Genomic DNA, 23,461 nt, shown 5'->3' with positions numbered 1-23,461 from the left:
CGTCCCTCCCACCCCGTTCGTCGGAACGGTACGATATCGCCGCCGACGCCGCACTCTTTGCGCTCGCTCACCGAATCCCCGGTAATGCGCGCCGCAGCCTTCACTGAACTCACCGGCCCCGACGGCGTCGACGTGATCGACCGACTCGACGCGGAACCCGGCCCCGGGGACGCGATCGTCGACGTCGACGCCTGCGCGATCAACCGCCACGACCTGTGGATCCTGGAGGGCGACTCCGCGATGGTCGACGCCGACGACCTGCCGTTCGTCACCGGCCTCGACGTCGCGGGCACCGTCCGGGAGGTCGGATCGGACGTCACCGACCTCGACACGGGCGACCGAGTGGTCCTCTGCCCGAACGAGACCTGCGGGACCTGTCGCTTTTGCCGCGAGGGGCCGGAAAATCTGTGCGAGAACTTCTCGCTGTACCACGGCGGGCTCGCCGAACAGGCCCGCGTGACGGCCGACCGGCTCGTCCCGCTACCCGACGGCGTGGACGCGACCACCGCCGCTGCGCTCCCGACGGCGTACATGACCGCCTCCCGGATGCTCCAGCGCGCCGACGTCGAGGCCGGCGACACCGTCTTCGTCCCCGGCGCCACTGGCGGCGTCGGCGTCGCGACCGTCCAGCTCTGTGACGTGCTGGGCCTGGAGTCTGTCGGGACCTCGCGCTCGGCGGCGAAACTCGACCGCGTCCGCGAAGTCGGGCTGGACCGCGGGATCGAATCCGCCGATATCGACGAGATCCGCGAGTCCGTCGACGAACCCGTCGACGCCGTGATCAACCACCTCGGCGGCCAGTTCTCGGAACTCGGCCAGTCCGTCCTCCGGCGCGGCGGCCGCATGGTCGTCTGCGGACGGACGGCCGGGAACACCTCGGAGTTCGACGTCGCTGATCTCTTCCTCGGGCACAAACAGATCGTCGGCTCGACGATGGGCACCCAGCCCGACCTACGGCGACTGGTCGAGTTCGTCGCCGACGGCGCGTTCTCGCCGGTGATCGACGAGACTTACCCGCTGGAGGAGACCCGCGCGGCGTTCGCCGCGATGCAGGACCGCGAGAGCGTCGGGAAACTCGTGGTGGTGCCGTAGAACGAATCAAAACCTGACGCTGATCAGTGTGAAAAAGAATTGGTAAGATAGTCCCGGGAAGATTCGAACTTCCGTCGTCAGCCCCAGAAGCTGACAGGATTGGCCGCTACCCCACGGGACTCTGACATGTTGCCCTACCGTGTTTTGGGCAACGTTACACCCGTAGGTTGGGTGGAGTTATACTTGAGTGTTGCGGAGCAGAGAGCGCCTGTGAAACGGTAACGTCTCTGCTGAATTAGGCTTCTTCTTCGATGGGAGACGGGACGTCGTAATGTTCTCTTCGATGACAGTTGGCACAGAGCACTTCGCAGTTCTCTATCTCCTCGCGGATGCTCTCTTTCGCGTAGCCGTAACTGACCATCTCTCCGACGCCAAGATCTTTCTCTGCGGAGTTCGTGTGATGGAAGTCGAGATACGCAGGGTGGCCGGCTCCACACCGCTCACACTTGTACTGGTCACGCTTCAATTCGTGGAGCCAGGCGCGCAGCATCTCCCTCCGGTCTTCCTTCTTCTGAATCTCCTTCTCTCGGTTCTTGTAGTACCAGCGCTGGTATCCCGACAGTTCTTCCCACTCTTTGCCCTCGGGTAGTTCGACGTCGTCGGGTTTCGGTTGAACGGGAAACCCGCCGTTTTCCCCCTGTGCGTACGTCTCCAACCCTGCCTTCTCCTTCGCTTCGTTCCAGCCTCCCATGATCCGCATAATTGTCGAGGCCGCCGGCGTCAGCTCGAGGTCGACGTACTGCTTCTTCGTAGGAGCTTCGTCCAGAAGTTCCGCCGCTCTATGGAGCGATTCGATGCATTCCTGTTCCGTCCTCTCCATAATTCCGCCGACTAGCCTCAATATATTAATGGGTAGCCACGGAGCGAAAGTGAAACTGAGTCTACAGTCCCTTCTCGGAGACGATTAGCCCCCCGACTGGGGTCTCTCCACGGCGGATCTCCCGATAGCCGAACGACTCGTACAGTCCGATCACGGCCCCGTGACGAGTCCTCGTCGAATTCACCGACGCGCTCACGACCCGATTGCGCCGACCTGCACCTTCCAGAGGTCGGCGTACGTTCCGTCGCGGTCGAGGAGTTCGTCGTGGGTCCCCTGCTCGACGATCCGGCCGTCGTCGACGACGACGATGCGGTCGGCATTCCTGACCGTCGAGAGTCGGTGGGCGACGACGAAGGTGGTTCGGTCGGCGGTCACCTCGTCGAGCGAGCGCTGGATCAGCACCTCGGTGCGGTTGTCGACGTGGCTGGTCGCCTCGTCGAGGACCACCATCGGCGGGTCCGCCAGCAGGACGCGGGCGATGGCGATGCGCTGGCGCTGGCCGCCAGAGAGCATGACGCCCCGCTCGCCGACCTCAGCGTCGTAGCCCGCCTCCAGGTCGCTGATGAACTCGTGGGCGCCGGCGGCCCGCGCGGCGGCCTCGATCTCGGCGTCCGTGGCGCTGTCGACCGCATATGCGACGTTCTCCCGGATCGTCCCGGTGAACAGGAACGGGTCCTGTGCGACGTAGCCGATCGACCGGCGGAGGGACTCCCGCGTGAGGTCCCGAACGTCGTAGCCGTCGACGCGAACGCTCCCCTCGTCTGGGTCGTAGTACGCCTGGAGGAGCTTCAGCAGGGTCGACTTGCCGGCACCGGTCTCGCCGACGAGGCCGACCGTTTCACCGGGTTCGACGGCCAGATCGACGTCTCGCAGGACGCGTTCGTCGGTGCCGGGGTACGAGAAGCTCACGTCGTCGTACTCGACGCGGCCCTCGGGGTCGTCGAGGACCGTTCGGCCGTCGTCGCGGGGCGGTTCGATGCGCTGGACGCCGAGGATGCGCTTGGCCGAGGAGTTCGCGCCCTTGTAGAGGCCGGTCACCCAGGCGGCGAAGCGCACCGGGAGCACGAGGTTCTGCGTGTAGTACATGAACGGAACGAGCTCGCCGGCGGTGATCGCCCCCGGGAGGAACCAGAAACGGCTGTTGATCGCCCACTCCGTGCCGACGAACAGCGTCGCGACGAACGCGACGCCGGCCAGCATGCGCAGCGAGGGCTGGTGGCGGACGCCGACGAGGTGGGCCCGCCAGCTCGCGGTCCGGTGGGCGGCCGACTGGCGCTCGACGCGGTCGGTCTCGTGGCCCTCGCCGCCGAACGCCTTGACCGTCTGGATGCCGCTGATGTTCGTCTCCAGCAGCGCGTTGAGGACGCCCGTCTCCTCGCGGACGTCGTCGTTCCTGGCCTCGTGGCGCGTCCCGAACCAGTGGTTGACGGCGATGAGCACCGGCGCGACCGCCAGCGAGATGAGCGCCAGGCGCCAGTTGAGCAGCGCCATGTAGACGAGCGAACTCGCGATCAGGGAGACGGAGACGACCCCGAGGTTCGGGGCGATCTCGAGGAACCGCTCCAGGGAGTTGACGTCGTTGTTGAGGACGCTCATCACCTCGCCGGTCTGCTGCGTGTCGAAAAAGCCCATGTCGAGGCGCTGGACGGTGTCGAACGCGTCGACGCGGACGCGGTGGAGCGTCCGCTGGGCGAAGAGGAAAAACGAGTACTCGGCGAGGACGCCCAGGCTCATGTCGACGACTTTCAACCCGAGCAGGAGCGCGACGGTGAACGCGAGCTGCGGCGTCGGGTCCGTGGGGATCCACCCGCTGGGGACCAGCGGCAGGGCGTAGGCCCGGTCGTTGAACATCGCGTCGAACGCCAGTCCGATGATGAACATGTCGAGGTTCGAGATGAACTGCGCGCAGACCGACGACGCGCCGCCCAGCCCGACCCAGCGCAGGTCGCCGCGACCGCCGTCGCGGAGCAGCGAGAGCAGCGGCCAGCGCTCGTCTTCCGCCGCCGCCGCGATCCGCCCGCGTTCGCGGCTCGCGGTTTCACCGTTCGCGTTTTCCGAGGACTCGCTTCGCTCGTCCTCGCGGCCCGCGGTTTCACCGCTCGCGTCTTCCGAGGACTCGCTTCGCTCGTCCTCGCTATCGCTCATCGTGACACCTCCCCGTCGGCGACCGGTTCGGGGCTGCCGGTTTCGCTGGCCTGCTCGCGGCCGCGCGCCCGTTCCAGAAACGCCTCGGAAACGGCGTCGAGGTCGCCGACCTGTACCTTCCAGAGGTCGGCGTACAGCCCATCACGGTCGACGAGCTCCTCGTGAGTCCCCTGCTCGACGATACGACCGTCGTCGACGACGACGATGGTGTCGGCGTTCCTGACCGTCGAGAGGCGGTGGGCGATGGCGAGCGTCGTTCGCTCGCCGGCGAGCGCGTCGATGCTCTCCTGGATCTGTCGCTCGGTCTCGTTGTCGACGTGGCTGGTCGCCTCGTCGAGGACGAGGACCTCGGGGTCGCGCAGCAGCGCGCGGGCGATGGCGATTCGCTGGCGCTGGCCGCCGGAGAGGCTCTCGCCGCGCTCGCCGACCTGCGTGTCGTAGCCGTCGTCGAGGCCGGTGACGAACTCGTGGGCGCCCGCCAGTTTCGCGGCCTCGACGATCTCCTCGTCCGTCGGGTCCCCGTGCTCGCGGCTCCGCCGCTCGCCGTCCGAGGGCTCCCGGGGGTCGCCCTCGCTCACTCCGTACCCGATGTTCTCGCGGATCGTCCCGTAGAACAGGAACGGGTCCTGGGAGACGTAGCCGAGGTGTTCGCGCAGGCTGCGCGGGGAGACCTCGGCCACGTCCGCCCCATCGATGCGGACGGACCCGTCGTCGGGCTCGTAGAACCGGAAGAGCAGCTTCGTGATCGTCGACTTGCCCGCGCCGGTCGGGCCGACGATGCCGACGAGCGAGCCGGGCTCGGCCGTGAAGCTCACGTCCGAGAGGATCTGCTCGTCGGCGCCCCGATAGCTGAAGTCCACATCGTCGTACTCGATGCGGCCCTCGCGAACGTCCAGATACTCGCCGGTCTCGGTGGCGTCGCGGTCCGTCTCGAGGACGGAGACGATCCGCTTGCTGGAGGCCAGCGCGTTCTCGTAGCTGTCGAGCACGTCGAGCATGAGTTGGCGGATCGGGCCGTAGAAGGACTTGCTGTACAGCAGGAAGGTAAGGAGCGTCCCGGCGGTCAGCGAGTGGCCGAGGACGGGCGGCGCGCCGTTGAGGTTGATGTACGCGCCGACGGCGAACAGCCCGACGAACGAGAAGGAGGCCACGGACCAGCTGCTGAAGTTGAACGCGAGGCGCAGGCGGATGACCGACCAGTTGCGGTCGCGGTACTCCCGAGAGGCGTCGGCGACGGCGTCGCGCTCGCGGTCCTCGCGGGCGAAGCTCTTGACCGTCGCGATGCCGTCGATGCTGTCCTCCAGCCGCGAGTTGAGGGCGCCGACGCTCTCGCGGACGTGCTCGTAGATCGTCTCGACGCGCGTCGTGTACCAGTGGCCGAGCAGCGCGAGGCCGACGGGCACCACGAGGAGCAGGGCCGCCAGCCGGAGGTGCAGCGTCGCCATGAACGCGAAGGCGACGGCGATCTGCGTGACGAAGCGCAGCCCCTGGACGGCGTTGTCGGCGAAGCCGTTCAGGTTGCTCACGTCGTTGTTGAGGACGCTCATCACGTCGCCCGTCTGGCGCTCGTCGAAGAAACCCAGGTCGCGCCCGACCAGCGCGTCGAACGCGTCGACGCGGATGTCGTGGAGCGTCCGCAGGCGCGCCGTCCCGGCGATCCTGCCGGATATCCAGCTCAGCCCGCCGTCGAGGAGGTACGCCGCCGCGAGCAGCCCGACGGTGAAGGCGACCTGGCCCTCGGTCGTCGCCGGGATCCACCCGGTCGGGACGCCCGGGAGCGCGTAGGGCGTGCTCGACAGGAGGATGGCGTCCAGCGCGACGCCGACGACGAGCGCCGGCACCCGCTGGGGGACCTGCGCCAGCGCCGTCCCCAGGATCGCGACGACGTACCGGGGGGCGTAGGGACGGGCGTACCGGCGGGCCAGATGCCAGAGCGGATTGCCGACGCCGTCGGGCACCGCGAATTTGGAGGACTCGGGGGACTCGGGTGACTCACTCACGTTCGAACACCTCGGCGGAGATTCGGGGACCCGCTCCGCCGCGTACAGCGATCTGCCGGCGGGGCCCGGATATCGCTACCGGTGGTGTGCCAACCGGTGGCGCGGCGGGTCGGAACCGGCGCGGCCGCCGGTTCACGCGCCGCCCCCCGCGAGGTAGTCGTCGACCATCGCCTCCAGTCCGTCGCGGACCGGTTCGACGCGCTCGTCGTCGGCGAAGATGGCGCGGCGGTTCTGCCCCGAGCGGATGGCCGCGACGAAGGTGACCGCGAACGCTTCGGGGTCGACGTCGCGGAACTGCCCGGACTCGATCCCCTCCGCGACGGCGTCGGCGACGAACGCCCCCAGGAAGTCGGAGTCGTACTCGACGGCCTCGCGCAGGCGATCGTCGTAGGGCGCCTGGGACTCGATCTCCAGGAGCATCCGCGAGAACTCGACGGCGTCTTCGTCGCCTTCGCCCTCTCTGAGCATGAATCGGGCGAGTTCGAGCAGCCGCTCGCGGGGGTCGTCGCTGTCGGCGCGCTCGCGGACCTCGTCGGTGAGGTGGTCCAGTCCGTTCGTGAACAGCGAGTAGACGAGGTCCTCCTTGGTGTCGTAGTAGTGGTGGACCAGCGACTGGCTCACGCCGGCCGCGTCCGCGACCGCCTGCGTCGTGAAATCGTCGAAGCCGCGCTCGACCAGCACGTCGAAGGCGGCCCACCGGATCTCGTCCGCCGTCGACGGCTCGTCGTCGGATCCTCCGTCGTCGCCGCCGCCGTCCGCGCCGCCCGAACTATCACTCATGTCGCTGATTGAGCACTCAATCAAACAAATATCTGATGGATCGGGCGCGGAGTTCCGCGACTCGTCGGGGTTGACCGCGGTTGGCGGAGTCAGTCCGCAGGTGTCGGGACGGGGTCGTCCTCGACGACGCTGTCGGTCCAGGTGCCCCGGAGGAACCACGACCCGACAATCAGCGCGGAACCGACGTGCATGATGGCCAGCGCCCACCAGACGCCGGTGGTGCCCGTGTCGAACGCGGTCACGAGGACGTAGGCGGGGATCACCTGCAGTCCCCACACCGACGTGACGGACATGATCATCGCGGCGCGGGTGTTCCCGGCGCCGTTGAAACAGCCCTTGACGACGTGGAACGCGCCCATGAAGGCGAACGTCGGCGCGACGATCCGCATGAACTCATCGCCGATGTCGACGATGGTCCCCGCTTCCGCGCCGGCGATGAAGACGCCGACGATCTCGCGGGCCCAGACCACGCCGACGGCGCTGACGACGACGTACGCCGCGGCGAGCATCCCGAGCGCGAGGTAGACCGCCCGCCTGGCGCGGTCGGCGCGCTTCGCGCCGAGGTTCTGGCCGACGGCCGTCTCGACGCCCATCCCGAGCCCGACGGCGGGCAGGAACACGAAGGAGGTCAGCCGGGCGCAGATCCCGAACGCGGCGACGGCGGTCGGCCCGACGAGGGCGACGATGGCCGTCATCGCGCTGTAGGAGAGCGCCCCGGAGCTCTGCTCGATGCTCGCGGGGTAGCCGACCTCGACGATCTTCCGGACCGTCTCGCGTTCGAGTCGCAGGTCCGCGAGCGACAGCGAGAGCCCGAGCCGTCCGGTGAACAGGAGCGTGACGCCGGGGACGGTCGCGAGCGCCCGCGAGAAGACGGTCGCCATCGCCGCGCCGCGGACGCCGTGGCCGGTGAAGCCGGTGGCGTCCAGCAGGGTGGCTTCGAGGCCGCGCGCGCCGAGGATGTCGAACAGCGGGTTGTCGACGAAGCCGAAGATGAACACGGGGTCGAGGACGACGTTGACGGCGACGCTGACAGCCATCAGGTACATCGGGGTGCGAGTGTCGCCCCACCCGCGCAGCAGTGACTGGAAGACGAAGAAGCCGAACATGAACCAGACGCCGAGGAAGATCACCCGCATGTACTCCAGCGAGTAGGCGAACACGGTCGAACCGGGTTCGGCGCCGATGAGCCGCAGGAACGTGGGCGCGAGCAGGTATCCGACCCCGCCCAGGACGAGCGAGAAGAGCGTCACGAACGCCAGGGTCTGGCCGGCCACCTCGTTGACGCGTTCGACGTTGTCGGCGCCCTTGTGCTGGGCGACGAGGACGCTCCCGGCGAGGGTCAGCCCGCCGCCCAGCGAGATGAGGACGAACACCGGCGGCCAGGAGAAAGAGAGCGCGCTCACGGCGTCGCCGCCGAGCCGACCGACCCAGAAGGTGTCGACGAGGTTGTAGACCACCTGGAGCAACTGGGTGAGGACGATCGGCGTCGACAGCGCGAGCAGCGGCCGGAACAGCGACCCCTCGGTCAGGTCGTAGTCGCTGTCGCCGCCGCGGTCGTCGAGTTTGTCGGCCTCCTGAGTGTCCGATTCGTCGGCCTCCTGGGCGTCCGCTCCGTCGGCCTCGTGCGCCGTCCCGTCTGACTCGTCTCCCTCGTGCATTGCTCGTCACTCCCGACCGGGGTCCGCGGGCGGTCCGGTGCGTTCGTCGTTGCTGTGCCCGCGCGTCAGCTTCAGTGTCGGGGGTACCGTGCGTTCCGTTCGCACGCCGGCTCGCCCCCGACTCACCGGTCGTCCTCCGCGTTCGCCGCGTCCTCCGCGTCGGCCGGGTCGCCGGCGACCAGCAGGTCGTCGATCAGGTACGACTCGACGCCGGCGAACGCCTCGTCGGTTGGTGCGTCCTCGCCGAGGATCACGTCGTGGGACTGGGCGCCCTCGATGGCCGAGCGGAAGAGCGCGGCGTAGTGGTCGGGGTCGACCTCGCGGAACTGGCCCGACTCGACCCCCTCGCGGACGATGTCGGCGATCACGCCGCGGATAAGCTGGTCGTTCTCGACGAGTTGGCCCTGCAGGTCGGCGTCGAAGGGCGCCTGTGCGCGCATCCCGAGCAGTGCGCTGTGGAAGTCCCGGGTCGCGTCCTCGTCGCCCATCCCGCGGACGACGATCTCGGCCATCCGCAGGAGCCGGTCCCGGGGGTCAGCGGCTTCGGAGCCCTCGACCTCCTCGATGAATCCCTCGAGGAGGTGGGCCATGAACGCCACCATCAGGTCGGCCTTGGAGTCGAAGTGGTAGTGGATGAGCGACTTGCTCTTGTCGAACTCGTCGGCGATGGCCTGGACCGTCAGGTCGGCGTAGCCGTGCGTCGCGAGCGCCCGGAACGTCGCCTCCATGATCGCCTCGCGCGTGGAGTCCTCCCCGGTCATATCTGTTCGAACGTCCAGTCAGGACTTAAGGAAACGGATCGCGGAGGCTGCGAGGCGCTGGGGACGTGGACGCGTGCGTCGACGGCGAACACCGTTCGCCCGCGGGCGAACTGCGGGAGACGCCGGTACGGTCGGGCGATCACTTTCGATCCGGTCCCGATACCCTTTAGCCGTCGACCGGCAACTACTCGCCAGATGGCGAACTCGAACGCGAAAGGCGACCGCCGCGAGCGAGAGCTCGTCAACGAACTCGACGCGGCCGGTTTCGCGGTGATGCGCGCCCCCGCCAGCGGGAGCGCCACCGAGCGCGAACTCCCCGACGTGCTGGCCGGCGACGGCGAGGACTTCTACGCCATCGAGGCCAAGTCCTCGTCGGGCGACCCCATCTACCTCGACGGCGAAGAGATCGAGGCGCTGCTGTTCTTCGCGCGGAACTTCGGCGCCAAACCCCGCATCGGCGTCCGGTACGACCGCGAGGACTGGTACTTCTTCCACCCCGGCGACGAGGCCGTTCACGTCACCGACGGCGGCAACTACCGCGTCAAGAAAGAGACCGCGCTCGCCCACGGCACCGACTTCGACGAACTCGTCGGCCACTCCGAGAAGGTCACCCTGGAGGAGGTCGCCGACGACGGCCCCGACCAGGGGACGCTCGACGTGCTCTCGGCGTTCGAACGAGGTGACCTCACGAAAGAGGAAGTCGCCGAGATGCTGTAGCCGCTCGACTCAGGCCGCTCGCACCGGATCGCGGACGGACGTCACTCGATCGCCCCACGTACGGTCGCCACCTCGATCCCCCGCTCGCGAGCGGCGTCGATGACCGCGGCGACCCGCTCCGGGGGAACCGTGTCCCAGGCGGTGTGGCCGGCCAGGATTCCCAGCCCGCCCCGCTCGGCCACGCTATCGAGGTAGGTCTCGATCTCGACCAGCCGCATCGCGTCGGTCTCCAGGTAGTAGCGCTGTAGGTCCAGCGGCGACCGACCCGGGGGGTTCGGCAGCGAGCGCACCGCCGCGTCGGCCAGCGCGTCGAAGTGCTCGGCGACGACGCTCCAGACCCGCGCGTCCGCGGCGTCGTAGGGGAGCGCGAACGTCGTCGGCTCGAACCCGAGTTCCTGCAGGTCGCGCTTGGACCCCTCGATTTCGTCTCGAATCTGCTCGCGCGTCGGCCGGAGGACGGCCTCCTCCGCGTCGAAGCCCGACCCGAGCGGGGCCTCGAACCGGACGAACGGGTCGCCGGCGTCGGCGCCGCCGCTCTCCGTGTCGTCTCCCAGCCGTCCCTTCTCGGCGAGCGTGACGGTCTCCGTCCGGTCGCCGTCGGTCACCTCGAAGGTGTCCTCGGGGTAGAGCCCGTGGTCCGCCTCGGGGAAGACGTGGTCGCTGTCGAGGACGAGGCGCTCGTCGCCGGGGGCGGCGTCGACAGCGAGGCCGTGGGCCTGCATGTAGCGATGCCTGCGTCCGTGGGCCACGACTTCCCAGCCCTCGTCGGCGAGGTCGCGGAGCTGTTCGACCGAGAGGCGTCCCTCCTCGCCGAGCCAGTCGGCGACGATAGCCAGCGAGGCCGGCGCGTCGCGGTCGTCGAGTACCGGGTAGATGTCCTCGTAGTCCGTCGCGTAGCCGTCGTCGAACGTCAGCGCGAGCCTGCCGTCGCTCATGCCCCGACGGTTTCGCCGACCGCCGATAAGTGTTCGGCAGTCGCCGCTGAGCGGTGAGCCGACCCGTATCGGCGACCGTTCGCGTCCGACAGTATTTATGACGGTTCGATAACCAGTCGAACATGGGACCACATGGTCACCGTCGAACGGGCGCTGTACGCGCTCGGCGCACTGGAATCAATTGCGGCCGCCGTGCTGGTGCTGTGGCTGTTCTTCAGATATCCGCAGATGGGCGTCATCGGCGTGATAGCGCCGCTCTTCGTGCTGGGTATCGGTGCGCTGTCCGCGAGGCAGGCGCGCGAGGCGTCCGCGTGAGCGGAGAGAACCGCCGCATCGCTCGCCCCCGTTCAGACCGGAACTCGGTCGCGCAGGTTCCGGTCTACGATCTCGGCGTCGTCGACGCGTTCCAGCCGTGACAGCGGGAACGAGTAGCGCCGCGGTGACGCCGACCGGGTGAGGTCGCTCAGGTAGACGACCTCGACGACGAGGTCGTCGCGGGGGTAGCCGGCGTTGGTCGCGTAGTCGGCGACCGTCTCGCCGACGCCCTCGATGACGACCTCGTGGGCGCGCTCGGGCGTGACCCGGACGACCACGAGGCGGTCGTCGGCCTCGCGGTCGCGGACGACGTCGCCGTTTTCCAGCCGGCAGGCCGCACAGAGCTGGGGCTCGTCGTCGTCCTCGGGGACGAACGTCTCGATGCCGCAGGCGGCACAGGTCGCGGCCCGCTTCCCGGGGGCGGGGACGCGTCGGGTGGTGATCTCGATGCCGACGCGGCGGAGGTGTTTGCACCGCTGGTGGCGGAGCTGGCTGTCGGGGCACGTGCAGCTGCCCTCGGGGAGGTCGACGACGTAGGTCGCGCCGCTCTGGCTGTCGACGGCGTAGCGGCCGTCGCCCAGGGGGCGAACGGCCATGCGCTCGGTCCAGGCGCGCGCGGCCCGCTCGTCGAGCCGGCGAACGTCCGGTGCGAGTGCGGTCTTCCGCGGGTGGGTAGGGGTGTGTGTTTCGGGCATAGGAGCTCGGACGCTGGTGATTTCTGCTACTGCGTCCACACGAAACGTAGGTCCCGAACGAACCTAAGTCCGTCGGGGGCCAGCGCCCCGTGATCACCTCGATCGGTCGCCGTTGAGCGAAGCGAGCCCCCGGAGATCGACGCGAGGTGCCGCCGAGCGGTGCGGTTCCGGATCGCCGATGCGGGAAGGCGGGGCTTCGAAGCGCTTTTGCCGAGGCCGGGGAAACGGATGGTCATGGAAATCGACCGGAAGTTGGCCGCCGAACTCGCCGTGTCGGCGGTTTCGGTCGTCGTGTTCGTCGGTGCCGCGTACTACGTCAGTTCCAACTACACCACGCCGGGCAACGCGACGAACAACGGGTCCGCCTCGCCGGTCCTCCAGCCCGAGGGCGGCCTCGCGATGGTCGGCGTCATCGGCCTGTTCGTCCTCGTGATGGCCGTCGCCGGCCTGATCATGTACCGCGCCGACTTCGACGAAGAGTAGTCGTCCGCCCGGTCTCGCGTTCGTCTCTTCTCGACGCCTGTGACCGTCGACCGCTCAGGCTCCCGAGTCGGCTTCCGGTTCCGCTCCCGACTCCGCGGTGGTGCTCTCCGTCTCTCCATCGGTTGCGCCACCGTCCCCACCTTCGTCGTCCTCGCCACCGTCTCCCTCTTCCTGCTCGTCACGCCAGTCGGTCAGTTCGTCCTCGTCCTCCTGGTCGAGGCGGTGTTCGTAGTAGTTCAGCGGGTGGGACTCGTCGATGACGTCCTCGCAGATGTCGTCCTTGTTGACGCAGTCGCCGTAGGACTGCATCGTCGCGCAGGACGGCGGCGAGTAGTCGGTCGGGCTGGTCGCCCCGCGGATGTGGTCGACCTGGTAGCGCGTCGCCTCCTCGCCGAAGCCGGGGTTGACCTGGAAGATGTCGACGATCTCGTCGGTCGTCATGCCGATGCTCGTCAGGAACGACGCGATGGCGAACCGCGAGTGGTGTTCGAGGTGCTCGCCCTTCTGGACGCGGTCGAGCAGCGACTTCATACAGGGCGGGAACAGCTCCGGGACGACGGTGTCGATCTCGCGCGTGAGGTCGAGTTCCGAGAGCCGCTCCCGGAGGTCCGCGACCTCGTCGGTCACCTCGGTCTCGATGGCCTCGGGGACCGACAGGGGGAGGCCGTCGTCGACGCGGTGGCGGACGGCCTGGCGGCAGAGGACGAGCAGTTCCTCGCCGTCGACGACCACCTCGCCGTCGGCGAGCGCGCGGTTGACCAGCCGCCACTCGTCGCCGCGCTGGTCGGAGGCCAACTCGAGGTAGGTCCCGACGCCGATCAGGAACTCGCGGGACTGCCCGTCGCTGACGGCGGCCGACCCGTCGCCGACGGTCCCGTCGGCGGCCCGCACCGCCCCCGAGAGGTCGAACTCGGCGAGCAGGTCCGGGAGCGTGAGCCGGTCGGTGTTGGCGTATTTCAACTCGGAGGTGTCGGCGAAGTCGGCGGTGAACCGCTCGTAAGCCGTCGCCGCCTCCGCCTGGGCGTACCGGCGCGTGAGGATGTGCTCGTCGACGAGCGAGACGAGGACGCGGGCGACCGGGTACGAGAGGAGTTCGACGCGGTCGACGTCGTGGGCCTCGCCGACGGTGCCGTCTTCCAGCGCCCAGACCACGCGCTCGACGCCGCGCGCGACGACCTCCGGCTCCTCGGCGATCACCGCCGCGAGGTCGACCTCGGCCTCGCCGACCGCCTGACGGGAGACCTGCCGGAACGGATAGCGCGCGTGGATGGGCTGGATCGTCATCGAGCGCTCTGTTGTGACTACCGTCGAATAAACCCGACGGTCACGGGGACGCGGGACGCCGCTCCGTCACCGCCGACGGGGTCGTCGCGAGTCGGCGTGAGGGCCAGGAATCAGACTCGTCGCTTCGGTACTCGTCGCTTCAGTCCTCGTGGAGCGCGCGCAGTTCCTCGGCGACGGCCTCGCTGTGTTCGTCGTTCCCCTGGACGGCGCGCTTGTAGCGGCGGTACTGGCTGCGGGAGACGTGGATCTCCTCGGTCTCGCCCTGGCGGGTTACTTCCAGGCGCACCGTCCCCTGGGGGTTGTTGCGGAGCTTGAACGATGCGACGGCCGAGAGGACGAACCACAGCGCGACCGAGCCGCCGACGAAGTAGACCATCGCGGTGGGGAAGGCGAGCGACTCGCTGGCCTCGACCCACTGGCTCGGGTAGGCGCGGTGGAACAGGGCGACGCCGCCGACGTTCAGCGCCGCGCCGACGAGGACGCCGAGGCGCTCGCGGCGGCTCGCGGGCAGGACCGCGACGACGCCGAGGAACATCGCGGGGATCCCCAGCCCCGCGAGGACGCCGGCGACGCGGCGCGTCTCGGTGGTCGTGGTCGCGTCGAAGACGGCGGCCAGCCCCGTGGTCAACACGAGGATAGCGGTCACCACCGCGAGCGCGCCGACGACGAACAGGCTCCCGCCGGCGGACACGCGCCGCGGGTCCCTGCCGGTCCACTCCCCGCGGTCGTAGGCCTCCGAGAGACTGGGCATGGATATCCGTTGACACGCGACCTACAAAACTACCCGTCAGACGCGCGCAAGACGGCGGACGAGGAGGGACGGCCGCCGTCAGGCTCGACCGGGACGCCGCCCGTACCGGTCGGTAGGGGGACGGTAACAACGCTTAAGTGCGAGTATCGTGGTTGTAATTCTCATGGTGTCGGGTTCCGAGTCGACCGAGGGCGGGCGTTCCGAAGAGGGGGGCGGGCGGAGTGACGACCGGGCGGACGCGATTCTCGAAGCGGACGCGGTGACGCTCGCCGAACTCCGCTGTGGCGTCTCGCTGGGCGAGCCGTCCGCGGAGTGAGCCCGCGTCGGCCGGACGCGGACGGGGACCGCTCCGACGCGTCTCGCCGAACTGGTTCGTCTGTCGCACGACAATCACCAGCACGGGTTAGTAAACGGTTTAGGGGCCACGCGACGATTCAGGGGTATGAGCCAACAGGAACCCGAACCCCGCGACGACGAGCGCGAGGGCGTTCCCGGCGGGAAACCCGACGACCTGCCGAGTAGCGAAGTCACGGAGGGGGCCGACAAGGCGCCCCACCGAGCGATGTTCCGCGCGATGGGCTACGACGACGAGGATCTCTCCTCCCCGATGGTCGGCGTCGCCAACCCGGCGGCGGACATCACGCCCTGCAACGTCCACCTCGACGACCTGGCGGAGGCCGCCTACGACGGCATCGACGAGTCGGGCGGCATGCCCATCGAGTTCGGTACGATCACCATCTCCGACGCTATCTCCATGGGTACCGAGGGGATGAAGGCCTCGCTCATCTCCCGAGAGATCATCGCCGACTCCGTCGAGCTCGTCTCCTTCGGCGAGCGCATGGACGGGCTGGTCACCATCGGCGGTTGCGACAAGAACATGCCCGGTATGATGATGGCGGCCATCCGGACGGACCTCCCCTCTGTGTTCCTCTACGGCGGGTCGATCATGCCCGGCGAGCACGACGGTCGGGAGATCACCATCCAGAACGTCTTCGAGGGCGTCGGCGCCGTCGCCCAGGGCGAGATGTCCGAGGACGAACTCTTCGAGATGGAACGGCAGGCCTGCCCCGGCGCGGGTTCGTGCGGCGGGATGTTCACCGCCAACACGATGGCCTCGATCTCCGAGACGATGGGCTTCGCGCCGCTCGGGTCGGCCTCGGCGCCCGCCGAACACGAGGGGCGCTACGAGGAGGCCCGACGCGCCGGCGAACTCGCCACCGAGGTCGTCGAAGCGCGTCGCCGTCCCTCTGATTTCCTCACCCGCGAGTCCTTCGAGAACGCCATCGCGCTGCAGGCCGCGATCGGTGGCTCGACCAACGCCGTCCTCCACCTGCTCGCGATGGCCGCCGAGGCCGGCGTCGAGCTGGACATCGAGGACTTCAACGAGATCAGCAAGCGCACCCCGAAGATCGCCGACCTCCAGCCCGGCGGCCAGCGGGTGATGAACGACCTCCATGAGGTCGGCGGCGTCCCCGTGGTGCTGAACGCCCTCTATGAGGCGGACCTGCTACACGGCGACGCGCTGACCGTCACGGGGAAGACCCTGGGCGAGGAGCTCGAAGCGTACGACCCGCCCGCCATCGAGGACCTCGACGTCGACTTCCTCTACACCGTCGACGAGCCGAAGAACGAACAGGGCGCCATCCGCATCCTCACGGGCAACCTCGCGCCCGACGGCGCCGTCATCAAGATCTCCGGCGAGGAGTACCGGCGCCACGAGGGACCGGTCCGCATCTTCGACGAGGAGAGCGAGGCGATGAAGTACGTCCAGGAGGGCCGCATCGAGTCGGGCGACGTCATCGGCATCCGCAACGAGGGCCCCCGTGGCGGCCCCGGCATGCGTGAGATGCTCGGTGTCACTTCAGCCGTCGCCGGACAGGGCCACGCCGACGACGTGGCGCTGTTCACCGACGGTCGCTTCTCCGGTGCGACCCGTGGGTTCTCCATCGGCCACGTCGCTCCCGAGGCGTTCGTCGGCGGCCCCATCGCGGCGCTGGAAGACGGCGACACGATCACCATCGACATCGACGAACTCGAACTCTCGGTCGACCTGACCGACGAGGAGATCGAAGAGCGCCTCGACGACCACGACCCCGAACGCAACTACGACAGCGGCGTGCTCGCGAAGTACCATCGGGACTTCGGCTCGGCCGCCAACGGCGCGGTCACCAACCCCGGCGCCAAGTGGGAGTGATATCCGCCGAGCGGAGGGAGGCGGTTCCCCGGCCGCGAGCGAAGTGAGCGGCCGGCTTTTTGCCCCATCTTTTTGCGCGAGTGGGTCGCGAAGCGGCCCCGAGCGGAAAAAGGTGGAAGCCTATCACCGCGACTTCGGGTCGGCGTCCAACGGCGCCGTCACGAATACCGGCGCGCAGTGGGACTGAGCGATATCGCTGCTATCGCGAAGGTCGAAAACCGAGCGGAGTGAGATTTTCGGTACTGAGAAGACGCACCGCCGAACGGTACTATTCGATCGAGAGATGGCGATACAACGCCGGGAGCGCCCGAATAGTGTGTGCTTGGCGATCGCGCGTTAATTTCACGAGCGATATTCCTGTCACAAGGCATATGCGGCACGACTACTTACGAGCAACTATTGCTGGTGAACTGGCCGCGGACGCGGCGGGCTCACCGGGGGAGCGAGAGATGAGTGATCGAAAACGGGGGGACGATCGCGACGAGGCCGAGAGGAACAGCACCGTGGCGGCGGAGACTGTCTCGTTCGACCATTACGACTGGCACGGGGGCGACACGCCGAGCATCGCGGTCCCGGAGGCGGTCGCGGCCGTCACGAACCGGAGCGTGACCGCGGTTCCGCCGCTACAGAAGGCGATCGACGCAGACGCGCTGGACGTGATGGTCCGATCGGGCGACCCGTCGTCTGTCCGAGTCTCGTTCGCGTACGCGGGGACCGAGGTGACGATCACCGGCGACGGTCGGATCGAGATCGCGACCGGCCCGGCGTAACCCTACTCCCGACAGGCCTCGAGCAACTGTCTCGCGTGCCGGACGTGGAAATCCTTCTCCTCGGTGTCCTCCGCACCCAGCGCTCGCTGTAAGTGAACGTCGATCCGATCGATCGAATCCGGATCCAGCGTCCCGAGCGTAACCTCCCCCGAACCCGACTGCCCGTGCGTTTTCCCGGTCATCGTCCGTGGTAGTGGATACCTCGATCACCGCTACTTTATAGGTTATGGTATTGACACCTGTCCGCAGTGGCGAGCGGGACGCGGCGGGTCGCTGCACGGCGAGCCGCCGCGCGGTGAGACGGTCGCTCGGGACGTCTCTCAGAGGTGTTCGGCGACGGCGGGGGCGGCGCTGACGGCGCTGACCTGTCGCTCGATGGTGTCGGTGCCGTAGATGGCCGTCGTCCCGGCGCGTTCGAGCTTCGTCCGGGCGTTCTCGGCCAGCATGGGGTGGACGCAGGTGACGAACACGCGGGCGGCGTCGCGGTCGGTGAGCACGTCGATGGACTCGCTCATCGTCGATCCGGTGGCGACGATGTCGTCGACGAGCACGACGTCGCGGTCGGCGACGGCGGCGTCGCTCGGTTCGATCTCGATGTCGCCGGTGTCGTAGTCGCGCTCCTTCTCGAAGTAGTCGGTCGCGCCGCGGCCGTAGGCGTCGCGGGCCGTCGCCGCGAGGTCGATGGCGCCCTCGTCTGGCGAGAGGAACAGCGGGTCGGCCAGGTCGGAGGGGAGGGGCTCGGCGAGGCGGCCGGCGGCGTCGACAGGCTCGGCGGGGACGGTGAAGAAGTCGCAGACGGCGGTCTCGTGGGGGTTGACGGTGAGGACGCGGTCGGTCCCCGTCGAGACGGCGCGGGCGACGGCGCGTGCCGAGACGGGCTCGCCCGCGGAGAACGCCCGGTCCTGGCGGGCGTAGCCCATGTAGGGCAAGACGGTCGTGACCGCGCCGGCGCCGGCCTCCCGGACGGCGTCCTGGAGCTGGAGCAGTTCGAGGTGGGCGTCGCTGGAGACGGTCGAGCCGACGACGACGGCCTCGTCGGCCGCGAACCCGGGGACCGCCGCCTGGAGCTCCCCGTCGGGGAAGCGGTCGTACTCGACGGCGGCCAGGTCCCGACCCGTCGCCTCGGCGAGTGCGGCCGCGAACGCCTGTGACGTGGACCCGCTGACGATCATGTGCGGGTGGTCGCTTTCACCGGTAAACACCGTTTCGGTTGGAGCGGCCGACGCGGGGTCATCCGGATCCGCCGCGAGCCGCCGGAGTCCGCAGCGGGGCGGCGGTCACCGACTCGCCGGTCGCGGTTCCGCCGATTCGTCGGCTCGCAGTGTCACCGCCGAGAATCGCGCGACATCCTCAAGGGGCTGCACTCGCAAGGGGCGCCAACGATGCCCTCCGGGTCCCGCGAGTCCACCGACTCGACGTGTTCGCGCCGCGCCGTCCTCGCCGGCGTCGCGGGGCTTCCGGTCGCGTTCGCCGGCCGCCGGCCCCGACGCCGACTGCACTCGGCCGCCAGCCCGCCCGCGTCGCGGGCGCGGGACACGACTGTCGCCACCTGGAACGTCGCGCTCGGCGTCGATCTGTTCGACCTGTTCGACGCCCGCTCGGCCGCCGACGTGCGCGAGACCGCCGGTGACCTGCTCGACAACGCCCGGCGACACCCCTACGAGGCCCGCGCCGTCGCCGTCGCGGACGCGCTGGTCGCCGCCGATGCCGACGTGGTGGCGCTCCAGGAGGCGGCGCGTATCCGCACGGGTTCCGCCGGGAGCGACGCGGACGGCGAGACGGTGGTCGACCTGCTCGACTCCGTCCGATCGGCGCTGGAGGCCCGGGGCCGACCGTTCGAGGTCGCGGCCTCGACGGTCACGACCGACGTCGAACTGCCGATCGAGAGCGAGTCCGGCGAGGAGACGGTCCGACTGACCGACAGGGTCGCGCTGCTCGTCAGACCGGGGACCGACGTGCGGAACGCGCGGGGTGACACCTACGACGAGCGCCTGTCGTTCCCCGTCCCGGGGACCGACCAGACCGCGACGCTCCGGCGGGGGTACTGCCGGGCCGACGTCGGTCCGAGGGAGGGCGCGTTCACCACCGTCTCGACGCATCTGGAGTCCGTCTCGGCGTCGGCGAGACGCCGGCAGGCGACGGAACTGCTCGACGCGCTCCCGGCCAAGGGGCCGGTCGTGGTCGGCGGTGACCTCAACAGCGGCCCGGGGACGACGACCCGCGCCCACGAGGTGCTAACGGACTCACTCACGGACGCCCACGAGCGGCTTCGGCCCGACGACGACGGGGACACGTGCTGTCGGGCGTCCATCGTCGGCGACGGCGGGGCCGGACTCGCGAAGCGAGTCGACGGGCTCCTCGCCCGCGGCGCGGCGCGACCGACCGAAGTCGAGCGTCTCGGCGCGGACCCGGCCGACCGCCTCGAAGCGACGGTCGAGGGGGAGACCGTCTCGGTGTGGCCGTCCGACCACGCCGGCGTCGTCGGGACGTTCGAAATCCCCACCTCCACGCCGACGGAAACGCCCGCGTCGACGGAGACGCCCGTGCCGACGCGGACGCGAGCAGCCGAGACGGCGGGGACCGGAACGCCGAACCAGACGGGGACGGGCGACGACCGGTCTGCCGCGTCCGGGTCTTCCCCGTCGATCGACGGCTCGTCCGGGACGACGCGCGGGGCGGGTACGGGATTCGGTGTCCTCGCAGCGGCTGTCGCGCTCGCCGCGGCCGCGTTCGCACGTGGGAGAGACTGAACTGGGGGGAGAACCGCACTCAGGCCACGGCCAGCGCCGCGACGTCTGGGAGGCCGAGCGAGCGGGACCGCCACCCGCCGGTGCCGTCGGCGGTCTGTTCGGGCTCGGCCTCGACGAGGACGGTCCCGGCCTCCGTCACGGCGTAGACGCACTCTCCGTACGCGACGTCGACGACGGGGCCGTCCACCGGCAGGTCGACCGTCTCCCAGGCGTCGCCCTCGCGCGCGTACAGCGCGTCAGTCGTCGCCGCGTGTGATTTCCCGTCGCCGGCGGCGACGGCGGTGAAAGGCCCCTCGGACTCGCGGAGCCAGCCGTTTCCCAGCCTGTAGAGCCCGTCGCCGGTCGCCGCGAGCGGCGCCCCGTCCGCGTTCGCCACGTCGCGAGCGTCGTCGAGGCCGACGCTCGCGAGTTCGTCACCGTCGATCCGGAAGACGCCGTCGGCGGCGGCGACGAAGCGACCCGAGAGGGCGCGCACCTCCTCGACCGCGCCCAGCGCGGCCCACTCGCCGTCGCCGTACCGCGAGACGCGGCCGTCCTCGCCTGCCGCGAAGACCGTCCCGTCGGCGTCTGCGGCGACCGCGACGGCCGGGCCGAACCCGAGTGACTCGAACGGCTCCGGGCCGACGAGGACGTCCTCGTCGGTGGCGACGAGGACCGCCCCGCCGGTCGTCGCGACGTCGCGGGCCCGACAGCGGGACGCGAGGCCGAACCGGCCGACCTGGTCGCCGGAGATCCGCACCGTGGCGACCCCCTGTCCCGTCGCGAGGTACGCGACCGTCTCCTCGCGGTGCTCGCCGTACATCCGCTTCTCCTCGAGCGCGCTCATACCTCCGCTGGGTGGCCCCGGCGTGAAAACCTGCCGCCGTACCGGTTCGGCGGCCGCCGGCGACTCCCACTCGTCGGCGGCCGGTTCGGCGGCTCACTCGACGGCGGCCCACTCGCCGATCGGACTCAGTCCGACCCACGGGTCCGACCGCCAGGACGTCTGCCCCGCCCGCATCGTCCCGGCCGTCGAGTCGCCGGCGACTAACCCGACGTCGGCGAGCAGTGGCAGGTGGGTGTGCGCAAGCGAGAGCCCGACGACGCGCCTGACGGTCTCCAGTGTGTCGGCACCGCCGCGCTCGTGAGCGGCCACCGCGGCCGCCAGGTCCTCCGGCGTCGCCGCGCCGCCGGTAAACAGTTCGTAGAGGACGGCCTGCCGGCGCGCGCTCGCCAGCGCGTCGAGGATCGGGTCGTACTCCGGGTCGGGGTGGTCGATGACCAGCCGTCGGATCCACGCTTCGTCGAACGGGGGGTCGTCCGCGGCGGCGACCAGCCCCGATTTCGGGTCGAACGTGACGGCACCTGTCTCCCCGAGCATCGGGAGGTGGACGTGATAGAGCGACCGCCGCGCCTCGTCGGCGGCGTGACCGGAAGCGGCCGGTCGGGACGCCCGACTGGCCACGGCGGACGCAAGGGCGTCGACCGTCGTCGCGCTGTCGCGCTCGGTGAGGACGGCGAACGCGACCCGTCGGACTGCCACCGACAGCGCGTCCAGCGCGGTCGGCGACGCCGTCGGGATGTCCATGCGCCACGTACTGCGCGTCCGACCCTTATAAACTGAGTCGACGGATTTCACCGTCTGATTCTGGCGGATCCGGTCGCGGTCACAGCGCGGCTTTATACGCTTCGAGCGTCTCCTCGACGTCGTCTTCCGTGTGGGCGTAGGTGACGAACTGCGCCTCGAACTGGTTCTGCGAGAGGAAGACGCCCCGCTCTTTCATCTCCTGCCAGAAGACGCGCCGCCAGCGGTCGGTCTGGCCGGCGGCGACGTCCGCGGCGTTCTTCGGGCAGACGTCGTACCGCGGGCAGTCCGGCCGCTGGGAACAGCCGCCCTCGCAGTGGTCCTCGAAGGTGTCGGGCGCCTCACGGGTGAACAGCACCTTGAAGATCCCCTCGGTGCCGGCGACCGTGTACTCGGGCGCCTGGTCGCGCACGATCTCCTGCAGACCGGTCCGTAACTGCTCGCCGAGGTCGTTGATGTGCTCGTAGACGTCGTGTTCGGCGGCGTAGCGCAGCGATTCGAGGCCGGCCGCCATCGTGACGGGGTGACCCGAGAACGTGCCGGCCTGGAACACGTCGCCGGAGGGGGTGAACTGCTCGACGAGGTCAGAGCGGCCGCCGATGGCGCCGACCGGGAACCCGCCGCCGATGAGTTTGCCGAACGTCGTCAGGTCGGGTTCGATGTCGAACTTCCCCTGGGCGCACTGGAGGCCGCCGACGCGGAAGCCGGTGATGACCTCGTCGAAGACCAGCAGCGCGCCGTTGTCCTCGGTCAGGTCGCGCAGCGTCTCGTGGTAGCCGTCGACGGGCGCGACGACGCCCATGTTCGCGAGGATCGGCTCGACGAGGACGGCCGCGATGTCGTCGCCGTGGTCCTCGAAGACCCGCTGGGCGGCCGCCTCGTCGTTGAACGGCACCGCGAGCGTGTGCTCTGCGAACTCCTGTGGGATGCCCGGGCTGGAGGGCTCGACGTCGTCGTACTCGCCCTGGACGAGCGTGGTCTCCTGGGCGCCGTGGTAGCCGCCCTGCATGACGACGATCTTGTCGCGGCCGGTCGCGGCGCGGGCGAGTCGGCAAGCCGACACCGTGGCCTCGGTCCCCGAGTTGACGAACCGGATCATCTCGACGCTGGGGACGTGCCGGGTGACGAACTCGGCGTGTTCGACCTCGATCTCCGTGGGCGCGCCGAACATCGGCCCCTCGCTGACCCGGGACTGGATCGCGGACTCGACGGGCTGGGGCAGGTCGTGGCCGTACAGCAGCGGACCCAGGCCCATCACCCAGTCGACGTAGCGGTTGCCGTCGGCGTCGATGACGTGGCCGCCGTCGCCCCGCTCGACGAAGAACGGATAGGGCTCGATGGCCGCCCGCACGGCGGAGTTGACGCCGCCCGGCATGACCGACAGCGCGCGATCGTAGAGGTCCCGTGACCGGTCGTGGTTCATGTCCGCGCCTTCTCGCTCGTCGCCCAAAGGCGTACCGAGGTGGGACGCGCCTGCCGGTTTCTCCCCACTGTGCGGCCCGAACGGGTTCGCCTCGCCGACACGTCTCCGCCCCTCTGTTCCGACACCGGGAGCGGCCGAGGGATCGCGGACCGAGCGACCGCTCGCCGCGTTCGATCCAGTCCGATCGTCGGTCACTTCGCCGCCGGTCGGCTCGTGCTGCCGACCGCTGGCGGCAGTCAAACAGCATTTCCGACACGTCTCGACCGACCAGATTCGAGGGGGAGATATTCGATCGATAGCGCTATCAACTCTATTCTATTAACT

Annotated in this window: 22 protein-coding genes and 1 tRNA gene; 8 read left to right on the top strand and 15 right to left on the bottom strand. The window is 69.3% G+C overall.

Features of this window, described 5'->3' with window-relative positions; genetic code table 11:
* Nucleotides 1-84: 84 nt before the first annotated feature.
* Nucleotides 85-1,092: an alcohol dehydrogenase catalytic domain-containing protein gene (locus ACMGFH_RS16175; RefSeq protein ID WP_415379481.1), complete on the top strand. Its 1,008-nt coding sequence runs from the start codon at nucleotides 85-87 to the stop codon at nucleotides 1,090-1,092.
* Between the two features lie 48 nt (nucleotides 1,093-1,140).
* Here ACMGFH_RS16175 and ACMGFH_RS16170 read toward each other — a convergent pair.
* The 7 genes from ACMGFH_RS16170 to ACMGFH_RS16140 all read right to left on the bottom strand — a co-directional run bounded on the left by ACMGFH_RS16170 (nucleotide 1,141) and on the right by ACMGFH_RS16140 (nucleotide 9,256).
* Nucleotides 1,141-1,213: transfer RNA gene (locus ACMGFH_RS16170), tRNA-Gln, on the bottom strand.
* A 114-nt stretch (nucleotides 1,214-1,327) separates the two neighbouring features.
* Nucleotides 1,328-1,912 carry a homing endonuclease associated repeat-containing protein gene (locus tag ACMGFH_RS16165; RefSeq protein ID WP_415379479.1) on the bottom strand — a complete coding sequence of 195 codons (585 nt, stop codon included), beginning with the start codon at nucleotides 1,910-1,912 and terminating at the stop codon, nucleotides 1,328-1,330.
* A 192-nt stretch (nucleotides 1,913-2,104) separates the two neighbouring features.
* Nucleotides 2,105-4,057 carry an ABC transporter ATP-binding protein gene (locus tag ACMGFH_RS16160; RefSeq protein WP_415379477.1) on the bottom strand — a complete coding sequence of 651 codons (1,953 nt, stop codon included), beginning with the start codon at nucleotides 4,055-4,057 and terminating at the stop codon, nucleotides 2,105-2,107.
* Nucleotides 4,054-6,057: an ABC transporter ATP-binding protein gene (locus ACMGFH_RS16155; protein ID WP_415379476.1), complete on the bottom strand. Its 2,004-nt coding sequence runs from the start codon at nucleotides 6,055-6,057 to the stop codon at nucleotides 4,054-4,056. The genes ACMGFH_RS16160 and ACMGFH_RS16155 overlap by 4 nt, the downstream gene beginning before the upstream one ends.
* A 132-nt stretch (nucleotides 6,058-6,189) precedes the next feature.
* Entirely contained in the window at nucleotides 6,190-6,837 is a 648-nt protein-coding gene (locus ACMGFH_RS16150) for a TetR/AcrR family transcriptional regulator (RefSeq protein WP_415379475.1), read from the bottom strand.
* Between the two features lie 89 nt (nucleotides 6,838-6,926).
* On the bottom strand, nucleotides 6,927-8,495 hold the full coding sequence (locus tag ACMGFH_RS16145) for an MATE family efflux transporter (protein WP_415379474.1): 1,569 nt from the start codon (nucleotides 8,493-8,495) through the stop codon (nucleotides 6,927-6,929).
* A gap of 122 nt (nucleotides 8,496-8,617) precedes the next feature.
* The gene (locus ACMGFH_RS16140; protein WP_415379473.1) at nucleotides 8,618-9,256 is read right to left on the bottom strand and encodes a TetR/AcrR family transcriptional regulator; all 639 of its coding nucleotides are present in this window, start codon (nucleotides 9,254-9,256) and stop codon (nucleotides 8,618-8,620) included.
* A 195-nt stretch (nucleotides 9,257-9,451) separates the two neighbouring features.
* Between ACMGFH_RS16140 and hjc the strand changes: the two genes are divergently transcribed.
* Nucleotides 9,452-9,973: a Holliday junction resolvase Hjc gene (gene hjc / locus ACMGFH_RS16135; RefSeq protein ID WP_415379472.1), complete on the top strand. Its 522-nt coding sequence runs from the start codon at nucleotides 9,452-9,454 to the stop codon at nucleotides 9,971-9,973.
* Between the two features lie 41 nt (nucleotides 9,974-10,014).
* Here hjc and ACMGFH_RS16130 read toward each other — a convergent pair whose 3' ends face one another.
* Nucleotides 10,015-10,908 carry a polysaccharide deacetylase family protein gene (locus ACMGFH_RS16130; protein WP_415379471.1) on the bottom strand — a complete coding sequence of 298 codons (894 nt, stop codon included), beginning with the start codon at nucleotides 10,906-10,908 and terminating at the stop codon, nucleotides 10,015-10,017.
* Nucleotides 10,909-11,040: 132 nt separating this feature from the next.
* Here ACMGFH_RS16130 and ACMGFH_RS16125 point away from each other — a divergent pair, with 132 nt between their 5' ends.
* Nucleotides 11,041-11,223, top strand: coding sequence for a hypothetical protein (locus ACMGFH_RS16125; protein WP_415379470.1), 183 nt, complete (start codon nucleotides 11,041-11,043; stop codon nucleotides 11,221-11,223).
* Between the two features lie 32 nt (nucleotides 11,224-11,255).
* Here the strand turns inward: ACMGFH_RS16125 and ACMGFH_RS16120 are convergent, their stop codons facing one another.
* Complete coding sequence (locus ACMGFH_RS16120) at nucleotides 11,256-11,918, bottom strand: SWIM zinc finger family protein (protein WP_415379469.1); 663 nt, start codon at nucleotides 11,916-11,918, stop codon at nucleotides 11,256-11,258.
* 234 nt (nucleotides 11,919-12,152) lie between these two features.
* On the opposite strand from ACMGFH_RS16120, the gene ACMGFH_RS16115 reads away from it, so the two are divergent.
* Nucleotides 12,153-12,401 carry a hypothetical protein gene (locus ACMGFH_RS16115; RefSeq protein WP_415379468.1) on the top strand — a complete coding sequence of 83 codons (249 nt, stop codon included), beginning with the start codon at nucleotides 12,153-12,155 and terminating at the stop codon, nucleotides 12,399-12,401.
* A 54-nt stretch (nucleotides 12,402-12,455) separates the two neighbouring features.
* Here ACMGFH_RS16115 and priL read toward each other — a convergent pair whose 3' ends face one another.
* Complete coding sequence (gene priL, locus ACMGFH_RS16110) at nucleotides 12,456-13,679, bottom strand: DNA primase regulatory subunit PriL (RefSeq protein ID WP_415383270.1); 1,224 nt, start codon at nucleotides 13,677-13,679, stop codon at nucleotides 12,456-12,458.
* Nucleotides 13,680-13,824: 145 nt separating this feature from the next.
* Nucleotides 13,825-14,436, bottom strand: a complete 612-nt coding sequence (locus ACMGFH_RS16105; RefSeq protein ID WP_415379467.1) for a hypothetical protein — start codon at nucleotides 14,434-14,436, stop codon at nucleotides 13,825-13,827.
* A 163-nt stretch (nucleotides 14,437-14,599) separates the two neighbouring features.
* On the opposite strand from ACMGFH_RS16105, the gene ACMGFH_RS16100 reads away from it, so the two are divergent.
* From ACMGFH_RS16100 to ACMGFH_RS16090, 3 genes are all read left to right on the top strand, one after another.
* Complete coding sequence (locus ACMGFH_RS16100) at nucleotides 14,600-14,752, top strand: hypothetical protein (RefSeq protein WP_415379466.1); 153 nt, start codon at nucleotides 14,600-14,602, stop codon at nucleotides 14,750-14,752.
* A gap of 126 nt (nucleotides 14,753-14,878) precedes the next feature.
* Nucleotides 14,879-16,630 (top strand): dihydroxy-acid dehydratase, encoded by a 1,752-nt coding sequence (gene ilvD / locus ACMGFH_RS16095; protein ID WP_415379465.1) that lies wholly within the window; start codon nucleotides 14,879-14,881, stop codon nucleotides 16,628-16,630.
* 449 nt (nucleotides 16,631-17,079) lie between these two features.
* A complete protein-coding gene (locus ACMGFH_RS16090; RefSeq protein WP_415379464.1) occupies nucleotides 17,080-17,400 on the top strand; it encodes a HalOD1 output domain-containing protein in 321 nt (106 codons plus the stop codon).
* A 320-nt stretch (nucleotides 17,401-17,720) separates the two neighbouring features.
* Here ACMGFH_RS16090 and prs read toward each other — a convergent pair whose 3' ends face one another.
* Nucleotides 17,721-18,572 (bottom strand): ribose-phosphate diphosphokinase, encoded by an 852-nt coding sequence (prs, locus tag ACMGFH_RS16085; protein WP_415379463.1) that lies wholly within the window; start codon nucleotides 18,570-18,572, stop codon nucleotides 17,721-17,723.
* Between the two features lie 210 nt (nucleotides 18,573-18,782).
* Here prs and ACMGFH_RS16080 point away from each other — a divergent pair, with 210 nt between their 5' ends.
* Complete coding sequence (locus ACMGFH_RS16080) at nucleotides 18,783-20,150, top strand: endonuclease/exonuclease/phosphatase family protein (protein WP_415379462.1); 1,368 nt, start codon at nucleotides 18,783-18,785, stop codon at nucleotides 20,148-20,150.
* Nucleotides 20,151-20,169: 19 nt separating this feature from the next.
* Here the strand turns inward: ACMGFH_RS16080 and ACMGFH_RS16075 are convergent, their stop codons facing one another.
* The 3 genes from ACMGFH_RS16075 to hemL form a co-directional block, all read right to left on the bottom strand.
* A complete protein-coding gene (locus tag ACMGFH_RS16075; RefSeq protein ID WP_415379460.1) occupies nucleotides 20,170-20,976 on the bottom strand; it encodes a hypothetical protein in 807 nt (268 codons plus the stop codon).
* Between the two features lie 93 nt (nucleotides 20,977-21,069).
* Nucleotides 21,070-21,717, bottom strand: a complete 648-nt coding sequence (locus tag ACMGFH_RS16070) for a hypothetical protein (RefSeq protein WP_415379459.1) — start codon at nucleotides 21,715-21,717, stop codon at nucleotides 21,070-21,072.
* Nucleotides 21,718-21,796: 79 nt separating this feature from the next.
* Complete coding sequence (hemL, locus tag ACMGFH_RS16065; protein ID WP_415379458.1) at nucleotides 21,797-23,137, bottom strand: glutamate-1-semialdehyde 2,1-aminomutase; 1,341 nt, start codon at nucleotides 23,135-23,137, stop codon at nucleotides 21,797-21,799.
* Nucleotides 23,138-23,461: the final 324 nt, after the last annotated feature.

Origin of the sequence: Halosimplex rarum (assembly GCF_047715405.1) — an archaeon.
Classification (GTDB): Archaea; Halobacteriota; Halobacteria; order Halobacteriales; family Haloarculaceae; genus Halosimplex; species Halosimplex rarum.
Note: the sequence above shows the minus strand (reverse complement) of the source record. Positions and strands in the feature narration are given on the sequence as shown.

Excerpts from the sequence above, each read along its gene's own strand:
- ACMGFH_RS16120 (WP_415379469.1), bottom strand. The coding sequence starts at position 11,918 with ATGCCCGAAACACACACCCCTACCCACCCGCGGAAGACCGCACTCGCA.
- hjc (WP_415379472.1), top strand. The coding sequence starts at position 9,452 with ATGGCGAACTCGAACGCGAAAGGCGACCGCCGCGAGCGAGAGCTCGTC.
- ACMGFH_RS16090 (WP_415379464.1), top strand. The coding sequence starts at position 17,080 with ATGAGTGATCGAAAACGGGGGGACGATCGCGACGAGGCCGAGAGGAAC.
- ACMGFH_RS16105 (WP_415379467.1), bottom strand. The coding sequence starts at position 14,436 with ATGCCCAGTCTCTCGGAGGCCTACGACCGCGGGGAGTGGACCGGCAGG.
- ACMGFH_RS16100 (WP_415379466.1), top strand. The coding sequence starts at position 14,600 with ATGGTGTCGGGTTCCGAGTCGACCGAGGGCGGGCGTTCCGAAGAGGGG.
- ilvD (WP_415379465.1), top strand. The coding sequence starts at position 14,879 with ATGAGCCAACAGGAACCCGAACCCCGCGACGACGAGCGCGAGGGCGTT.
- ACMGFH_RS16115 (WP_415379468.1), top strand. The coding sequence starts at position 12,153 with ATGGAAATCGACCGGAAGTTGGCCGCCGAACTCGCCGTGTCGGCGGTT.
- ACMGFH_RS16175 (WP_415379481.1), top strand. The coding sequence starts at position 85 with ATGCGCGCCGCAGCCTTCACTGAACTCACCGGCCCCGACGGCGTCGAC.
- ACMGFH_RS16150 (WP_415379475.1), bottom strand. The coding sequence starts at position 6,837 with ATGAGTGATAGTTCGGGCGGCGCGGACGGCGGCGGCGACGACGGAGGA.
- ACMGFH_RS16145 (WP_415379474.1), bottom strand. The coding sequence starts at position 8,495 with ATGCACGAGGGAGACGAGTCAGACGGGACGGCGCACGAGGCCGACGGA.
- hemL (WP_415379458.1), bottom strand. The coding sequence starts at position 23,137 with ATGAACCACGACCGGTCACGGGACCTCTACGATCGCGCGCTGTCGGTC.
- ACMGFH_RS16125 (WP_415379470.1), top strand. The coding sequence starts at position 11,041 with ATGGTCACCGTCGAACGGGCGCTGTACGCGCTCGGCGCACTGGAATCA.
- ACMGFH_RS16070 (WP_415379459.1), bottom strand. The coding sequence starts at position 21,717 with ATGGACATCCCGACGGCGTCGCCGACCGCGCTGGACGCGCTGTCGGTG.
- ACMGFH_RS16140 (WP_415379473.1), bottom strand. The coding sequence starts at position 9,256 with ATGACCGGGGAGGACTCCACGCGCGAGGCGATCATGGAGGCGACGTTC.
- ACMGFH_RS16160 (WP_415379477.1), bottom strand. The coding sequence starts at position 4,057 with ATGAGCGATAGCGAGGACGAGCGAAGCGAGTCCTCGGAAGACGCGAGC.
- ACMGFH_RS16130 (WP_415379471.1), bottom strand. The coding sequence starts at position 10,908 with ATGAGCGACGGCAGGCTCGCGCTGACGTTCGACGACGGCTACGCGACG.
- ACMGFH_RS16080 (WP_415379462.1), top strand. The coding sequence starts at position 18,783 with ATGCCCTCCGGGTCCCGCGAGTCCACCGACTCGACGTGTTCGCGCCGC.
- prs (WP_415379463.1), bottom strand. The coding sequence starts at position 18,572 with ATGATCGTCAGCGGGTCCACGTCACAGGCGTTCGCGGCCGCACTCGCC.
- ACMGFH_RS16075 (WP_415379460.1), bottom strand. The coding sequence starts at position 20,976 with ATGAGCGCGCTCGAGGAGAAGCGGATGTACGGCGAGCACCGCGAGGAG.
- ACMGFH_RS16165 (WP_415379479.1), bottom strand. The coding sequence starts at position 1,912 with ATGGAGAGGACGGAACAGGAATGCATCGAATCGCTCCATAGAGCGGCG.